This is a genomic window from Burkholderia sp. 8Y, from assembly GCF_902506145.1.
Taxonomy (GTDB): Bacteria; Pseudomonadota; Gammaproteobacteria; order Burkholderiales; family Burkholderiaceae; genus Caballeronia.
In genome coordinates, this window is record NZ_LR733538.1 from 23,125 (window position 1) to 29,801 (window position 6,677).

The 6,677-nt window shown below is 62.1% G+C and carries 5 protein-coding genes; 1 reads left to right on the top strand and 4 read right to left on the bottom strand.

Translation table 11 applies throughout. The features are described from left to right. Nucleotides 1-29: 29 nt before the first annotated feature. On the bottom strand, nucleotides 30-1,001 hold the full coding sequence (locus tag GV035_RS26600) for a dipeptidase (protein ID WP_159838711.1): 972 nt from the start codon (nucleotides 999-1,001) through the stop codon (nucleotides 30-32). 19 nt (nucleotides 1,002-1,020) lie between these two features. Then, nucleotides 1,021-2,295: a serine hydroxymethyltransferase gene (locus GV035_RS26605; RefSeq protein WP_159838713.1), complete on the bottom strand. Its 1,275-nt coding sequence runs from the start codon at nucleotides 2,293-2,295 to the stop codon at nucleotides 1,021-1,023. A 445-nt stretch (nucleotides 2,296-2,740) separates the two neighbouring features. Between GV035_RS26605 and GV035_RS26610 the strand changes: the two genes are divergently transcribed. After that, on the top strand, nucleotides 2,741-3,736 hold the full coding sequence (locus GV035_RS26610) for a GlxA family transcriptional regulator (protein ID WP_159838715.1): 996 nt from the start codon (nucleotides 2,741-2,743) through the stop codon (nucleotides 3,734-3,736). 70 nt (nucleotides 3,737-3,806) lie between these two features. On the opposite strand, the gene fdhA is transcribed toward GV035_RS26610, so the two are convergent. Both fdhA and GV035_RS26620 read right to left on the bottom strand, forming a co-directional pair. Next, a complete protein-coding gene (gene fdhA / locus GV035_RS26615; RefSeq protein ID WP_159838717.1) occupies nucleotides 3,807-5,003 on the bottom strand; it encodes a formaldehyde dehydrogenase, glutathione-independent in 1,197 nt (398 codons plus the stop codon). Nucleotides 5,004-5,144: 141 nt separating this feature from the next. Next, a complete protein-coding gene (locus GV035_RS26620; RefSeq protein WP_159838719.1) occupies nucleotides 5,145-6,563 on the bottom strand; it encodes an MFS transporter in 1,419 nt (472 codons plus the stop codon). Nucleotides 6,564-6,677 lie beyond the last annotated feature (114 nt).

Genomic DNA, 6,677 nt, shown 5'->3' on the forward strand with positions numbered 1-6,677 from the left:
CGCGGGTTCCTGTTCCTCTGTCGTTGCGTTCACGCGTTCCAGACTTCGCCGAATACGCGCAGCCAGTTCTCGCCCATCACCTTCTTGATGCGCGATTCGCTCCAGCCCGCGCGTTCCATCGCCGCCGTCAGGTTCGGAAACTCGCCGATCGTGCGGATGCCTTCCGGATTCACGACCTTGCCGAAGCTCGTAAGCTGGCGGTAACGGCCCTTGTCATGCGTGATCCAGTCGAAGAACTCGGTGCTATAGCCTTGCGTGAAGTCGGTGCCGATACCCACGCGGTCGTCGCCGATGAGATCCACCACGTATTCGATCGCCTCCAGATAGTCCTCGACCGTCGCGTCCGCGCCGCGTTTCAGGAACGGCGAGAACATCGTCACGCCGACGAAGCCGTTTGCATCGGCAATCTCCTTCAGCTGCTCATCGGTCTTGTTGCGCGGATGTTCCTTGAGACCGGACGGACAGCAGTGCGAATACGTGACGGGCTTCTTCGAACAGGCGATGGCATCCGATGACGTCTTCGCGCCCACATGCGAGAGGTCCACCAGGATGCCCACGCGATTCATCTCCTGAATCACTTCGCGGCCATAGCCGGACAACCCGCCATCCGCCTCGTAACAGCCGGTACCGACGAGGTTCTGCGTGTTGTAGCAAAGCTGCACCACGTTCACGCCGAGTTCCTTGAACACTTCGATATAGCCTAAGTTGTCCTCGAACGCATACGAGTTCTGAAAGCCGAAAATGATGCCCGTCTTGTTCTCTTTCTTCGCGCGCAGAATGTCGTCGGTCGTGCGTACCAGCGTGAGGATCTCGCTGTATTCGCGGATCTGCTGCTTCATTTCCGCGATGTTGTCCACGGTCTTCTGAAAGTCTTCCCACACCGATACGGTGCAGTTCACTGCCGTGACGCCGCCCTTGCGCATGTCTTCGAACACGGAGCGTTCGAACTTCGAGATGTTGAGGCCGTCGATGATGATGCTGTTATCGTGCAGAGTGCTCATCGCTTGTTGCTCCGTGTGCTCAGTAGATGGGAAAGCGTTCGCACAGCGCGAAGATTTCGCGGCGCACGCGTTGTTCGGTTTGCGGATCGCCTTCGGGATGCTCGCGCAGCGAATCGAACACTTCGAGTATCAGGCGGCCGATGTCGCGGAACTCATTCACGCCGAAACCGCGCGTCGTGCCTGCCGGCGTGCCGAGACGAACGCCCGACGTGACAGTGGGCTTCTCGGTATCGAACGGAATGCCGTTCTTGTTGCAGGTGATGCCCGCGCGCTCCAGCGCCTGCTCGACCTGGTTGCCCTTCAGGTGCTTCGGACGCAGATCGACCAGCAACAGATGGTTGTCCGTGCCGCCCGTCACGAGATCGACGCCGCCTGCCTTGAGCACGTCGCCGAGTGCTTGCGCGTTGGCGAGCACGTTGTCGATATAGCTCTTGAAATCGGACTGCAGTGCTTCGCCGAACGCAACGGCTTTGCCCGCGATCACATGCATGAGCGGACCGCCTTGCAGCCCCGGAAACACGGCGGAATTGATTTTCTTCGCGATGTCTTCGTCGTTGGTCAACACGAAGCCGCCGCGCGGACCACGCAGCGTCTTGTGCGTGGTGGACGTCACGACGTGCGCGTGGTCGACCGGATTGTCATGACGCCCCGCCGCGATGATGCCCGCGATGTGCGCCATATCGACCATCAGCTTCGCGCCCGCGTTGTCCGCGATCGCGCGCAGCCGCTTGAAATCCAGCTTGCGCGGATACGCCGAGAAGCCCGCGATGATGAGCGACGGCTTGTGCTGCTGCGCAAGCTCTTCGATCTGGTCGTAGTCGATCAGCATGGTGTCGCGATTCACGCCGTACTGCACCGCGTTGAACCACTTGCCGGACAGCGCCGGCTTCGCGCCATGCGTGAGATGGCCGCCCGCGTCGAGCGACATGCCGAGCACGGTGTCGCCCGGCTTGGCGAGCGCCAGCATCACCGCGCCGTTCGCCTGCGCGCCGGAATGCGGCTGCACGTTGGCGAACTTCGCGCCGAAGAGTTGCTTGATGCGATCGATGGCGAGCGCCTCGACTTCATCGACGAATTCGCAACCGCCGTAATACCGCTTGCCCGGATACCCTTCCGCATATTTATTCGTCAGAACCGAGCCTTGCGCTTCGAGCACGGCGCGTGACACGATGTTTTCCGACGCGATCAATTCGACCTGCGATTGCTGGCGCTCCAGCTCTTTCAGAATGGCGCTGCGCACCGAGGCATCGCGGGCCGCGAGCGGCGCTTCGAAGAAGGGATTCGAGTTCGACATGGGCTAAGTCCGTGGTCAGAAGAACGGTCGTTGGATGAAGCCCGCGTCGCGCGTTTCGAGCCGCTCGTGTCTTCATCGTTGCGTCTATTCTTGACTTTCGCCTTGCTGGTCAATTTATGAATTTAGACGTGTTCTTGATCTTTTCCGACATGCGCGTCTTTTTTCGACAAGTGCCGACGAAGCTTTGCGTGTAGGGCACTTTCGCTCGCTCGCTCGCGCTGCACTGTGGAGGAACGATCGTGCGCTTTGTCGGTGCTTGAAACCGCGCCTTCGCGCCGCGTTAGTGCGTGCATTGAGTGCCTACACGAACAGCGTTTCGATGCGGTCAGGGTTTAGCCTGATGGCATGGTCGTTGCACTCGAAATCAAAATGCAGAAGTGACAACACTGATCAAACGCCGCGTGTGACGGCGTCGAACATCAGATTCCAAGGAATCAGCTCCCCCATGTCTTCCGATCGCACGGCGTCGCTGTCGCACTTCGCCTTCATGCCGCTTCCCAACTTCACGATGATGGCGTTCACCAACGCGATCGAAGTGCTGCGCATGGCGAACTATCTGACGGGACAGCCGCTGTATCGATGGTCCATCGTGAGTCCCACGGGCGGACCGGTCATGGCAAGCAACGGACTGTCAGTCGATACGGGGCCGGTGGAATGCGTGGGGCAGCCCGATATCGTGTTCGTGGTCGGCGGCATCGACGTGCAGCGTTCGACCGCGCTCGAGCATCTCTCCGCGTTGCGCCGCTTCGCGCGCACGGGCTGCGTGCTCGGCAGCCTGTGCACCGGCACGTATGCGCTCGCGCGCGCCGGATTGCTTGCGGGCTACGCGTGCGCGATTCACTGGGAGAACATGTCGGCGCTCAAAGAAGAATTCCCGGACACGCGCTTTCTCAAGGAACTGTTCGTGATCGACCGCGACCGCGTGACGTGTACCGGCGGCGTCGCGCCCCTCGACATGATGCTGAATCTGATTGCCGCACGCGTCGGCACGTCGCGCGTGACGCAGATTGCCGAGCAGTTCATCGTCGAACACGTGCGGGATACGAGCGCCCAGCAGCGCATGCCGCTGGTCGCGCGGCTCGGATCGGCGAACAAGTCCTTGTTCGAAGTGATCTCGCTGATGGAGAACAACATTGAAGAGCCGCTTTCGCGCGAAGAACTCGCGCGGCTCGCCGGCATGTCGCAACGGCAATTGCAGCGGCTCTTTCGCGAGCATCTCGGCATGACGCCGACGCATTACTATCTGACGCTGCGCCTGCGACGCGCGCGCGAACTGCTATTGCAGACGGATATGTCGATCATGCACATCACGATGGCTTGCGGGTTCCAGTCCGCTTGCCACTTCTCGAAGAGTTATCGCGATGCATTCGGCACTGCGCCCACGCGCGAGCGCAGAAAGCAGGTGCCGCCTCTGAGTTCGGTTCCAGCGATGGTGGCCTGAGCTGCTTTCTGCGTTGCTGCTTTGCTGCTTCGGATGAGAAAGCGCCCCGTGTTTCAGGGGCGCTTTGCGTTTAAGCCGCTTTGAGCAGGCCGTGCGGATCGAGCACGAACTTGCGAGGCGCGCCGCCATCGAACTGGCGATAGCCGTCAGGCGCTGCATCGAGCGATACGACCGACACGTTCACGATATCCGCGATCGGCAGACGGTCCCACAAAATCGCCTGCATCAGGTTGCGGTTGTATTTCATCACCGGCGTTTGCCCGGTATGGAACGAATGCGACTTCGCCCAGCCCAGACCGAAACGAATGCTGAGACTGCCCTTCTTCGCGGCGGCGTCGGCGGCGCCGGGATCGTCGGTGACATAGAGCCCCGGAATGCCGATCGCGCCCGCCGCCGTCGTGATTTCCATCAGCGAGTTGAGCACTGTGGCGGGCGCTTCTGCGTTGTGCTCGCTGCCATGACCATGCGCTTCGAAGCCCACGCAATCGACGGCGCTATCCACTTCCGGCTTGCCGAGAATCTGCTCGATCTGCTGAGCGAGCGTGGCGTCCTTCGATAGATCGACCGTCTCGAAGCCCATCTTGCGCGCATGGGCGAGGCGCTCCTCGTTCATGTCGCCGACGATGGTGCAGGCCGCGCCCAACAGACGCGCCGATGCAGCGGCCGCCATGCCGACCGGTCCCGCGCCGGCGATATAGACGGTCGCGCCCGGCCTGACGCCCGCCATCACCGCGCCGTGGTAGCCGGTCGGGAGAATGTCGGAGAGACAGGTGAGGTCGCGGATCTTGGACATCGCCTGCGCCTTGTCGGGGAACTTGAGCAGGTTGAAGTCGGCGTACGGGACCATCACGTACTCGGCCTGTCCGCCGATCCAGCCGCCCATGTCGACATAGCCGTACGCCCCGCCCGCCCGCGACGGGTTCACGTTGAGGCACACGCCCGTGTGCTGCGCCTTGCAGGTGGGGCAGCGTCCGCACGCGACGTTGAAGGGCACTGAAACGAGATCGCCGATGGCGAGCGTTTCGACGTCGCGTCCGATTTCGATGACTTCGCCGGTGATCTCGTGGCCCAGCACGAGGCCGATAGGCGCGGTGGTGCGGCCGCGCACCATGTGCTGGTCCGAACCGCAAATGTTGGTGCTGACGACTTTGAGAATGACGCCGTGGCCGATGTCGCGGCCACGCGGATCGACCATTCTCGGATAGTCGATGGACTGGACTTCGACCTTGCCCTGACCGAGATATACGACGCCGCGATTCGTGCTCATGTGACTCGTCTCCTTGGATTCGTGGACGGCGGGCGCGGGCTGTCTCCTTGAGATGCTCGCCGCCGTTCGAGGCAGAGTACGCTCGATCGCGAGATGCAATGGCGTTGAATGCGACGTCGGTTTGGTTCGGAGCGACAGAGGTCAGTTCTCCGCCGACGCCCAGACCTTTGCTTCCTCCTTCTGCTGCGCTTCGGAGACGAGTTCCTCGAGTGCAACGCCGCGCGTCTCGACTCCCAGCACCCAGACCGCCGAAGCCGCGATCACAAAGCACAGCGCGCCGAGCGAGAACACGCCGCCCTGCCCGAACACCGGCAAGACGACGCCGACGACGTAAGGTCCGATCAACGAGCCCACTCGCCCTATCGCCGACGCGAAGCCCGAACCCGTCGCGCGCGCGCCGGTTCCGTACAGCTCCGGCGTATAGGTGTAAAGCGCGGCCCACATCGCAAAGAGGAAGAACTGCATGGCCAGGCCCGCGCAGATGAGCAACGTCGGCGTCTCGGCGTGCAGCGCGGTCTGTCCGTACAGATAAGCCATCACGCCGCTGCCGACGAGCGATGCAATGCACGTCGGCTTGCGTCCCCATCGCTCGACGAGCCACGCCGCGCACAGGAAACCCGGCACGCCGCCGAGCGAGATCAGCACCGTATAGAGCACGGACTTCGTCACCGCAAAGCCCGCTTGCTGCATCAGCGCGCCAAGCCACGATGTCAGCCCATAGAAGCCCAGCAGCGCGAAGAACCACAGCATCCACACCATGACCGTGCGACGCCTGTACGCCATGCTCCATATCTCGCGAAACGCACCGACGCCTTTTGCAACCGGCGGCTCGGCGATCATCGAGGGCGCCGGCAACTGACGCAAGCCGCTTGCTTTCATCACTTTCGCTTCGACCTGCGCGAGCACGCTGTCTGCATCTGCCACGCGCCCGCGATGTTCGAGCCATCGCGGCGACTCCGGCACCACGCGCCGCACGATCAGCACGAATACAGCCGGAATCGCGAGCAGCGCAAACTCGGTGCGCCAGCCGAAGTGCGGCAACACGAAGTACGACACCACGCCCGATGCGATAAAGCCGAGCGGCCAGAAGCCATCCATCAGCGCAATGACTCTGCCGCGCAATGCGGTCGGCACGAACTCGGACAGCAGCGTCTGCGCGATCGGAAATTCCATTCCCATGCCGATGCCAAGCAGCACGCGATACAGGATCAGCGATTCGACGGAATGCGCCGTCGAACAGAGATACGACGCGAGGCCCCACAGCACCATGCTCCACTGAAACACGGGACGTCGCCCGAAGCGATCGGCAAGCAGGCCCGCGACGGCCGCGCCCAGCACCATGCCGAAGAAGCTCGCGCTCGCAACGAGGCCCGCTGTCGCCGTCGAAAGACCGAACTCTGTCTTGATGGAGCCGAGCACGAAGGTCATCGTGCCGAGGTCGACGGAATCGAAAAAGAAAGCCACCGCGATGATGATGAAGATGGTGCGGTGATAGCTCGAGAACGGCAGGCGTTCGAGCCGCGCGGCGGCGCTCGCGCGGGGCTGTGTGGCGGTAGACATTGTCGTTCCTCACGATGCGGTGTGTGACCGCTTGGGTTCGTTGCAGGCTTTTTCAGTAGACGCCGACATAAATCCGCGACATAGAAGGAATGCGTCATGGGGGTGGAATGGGGG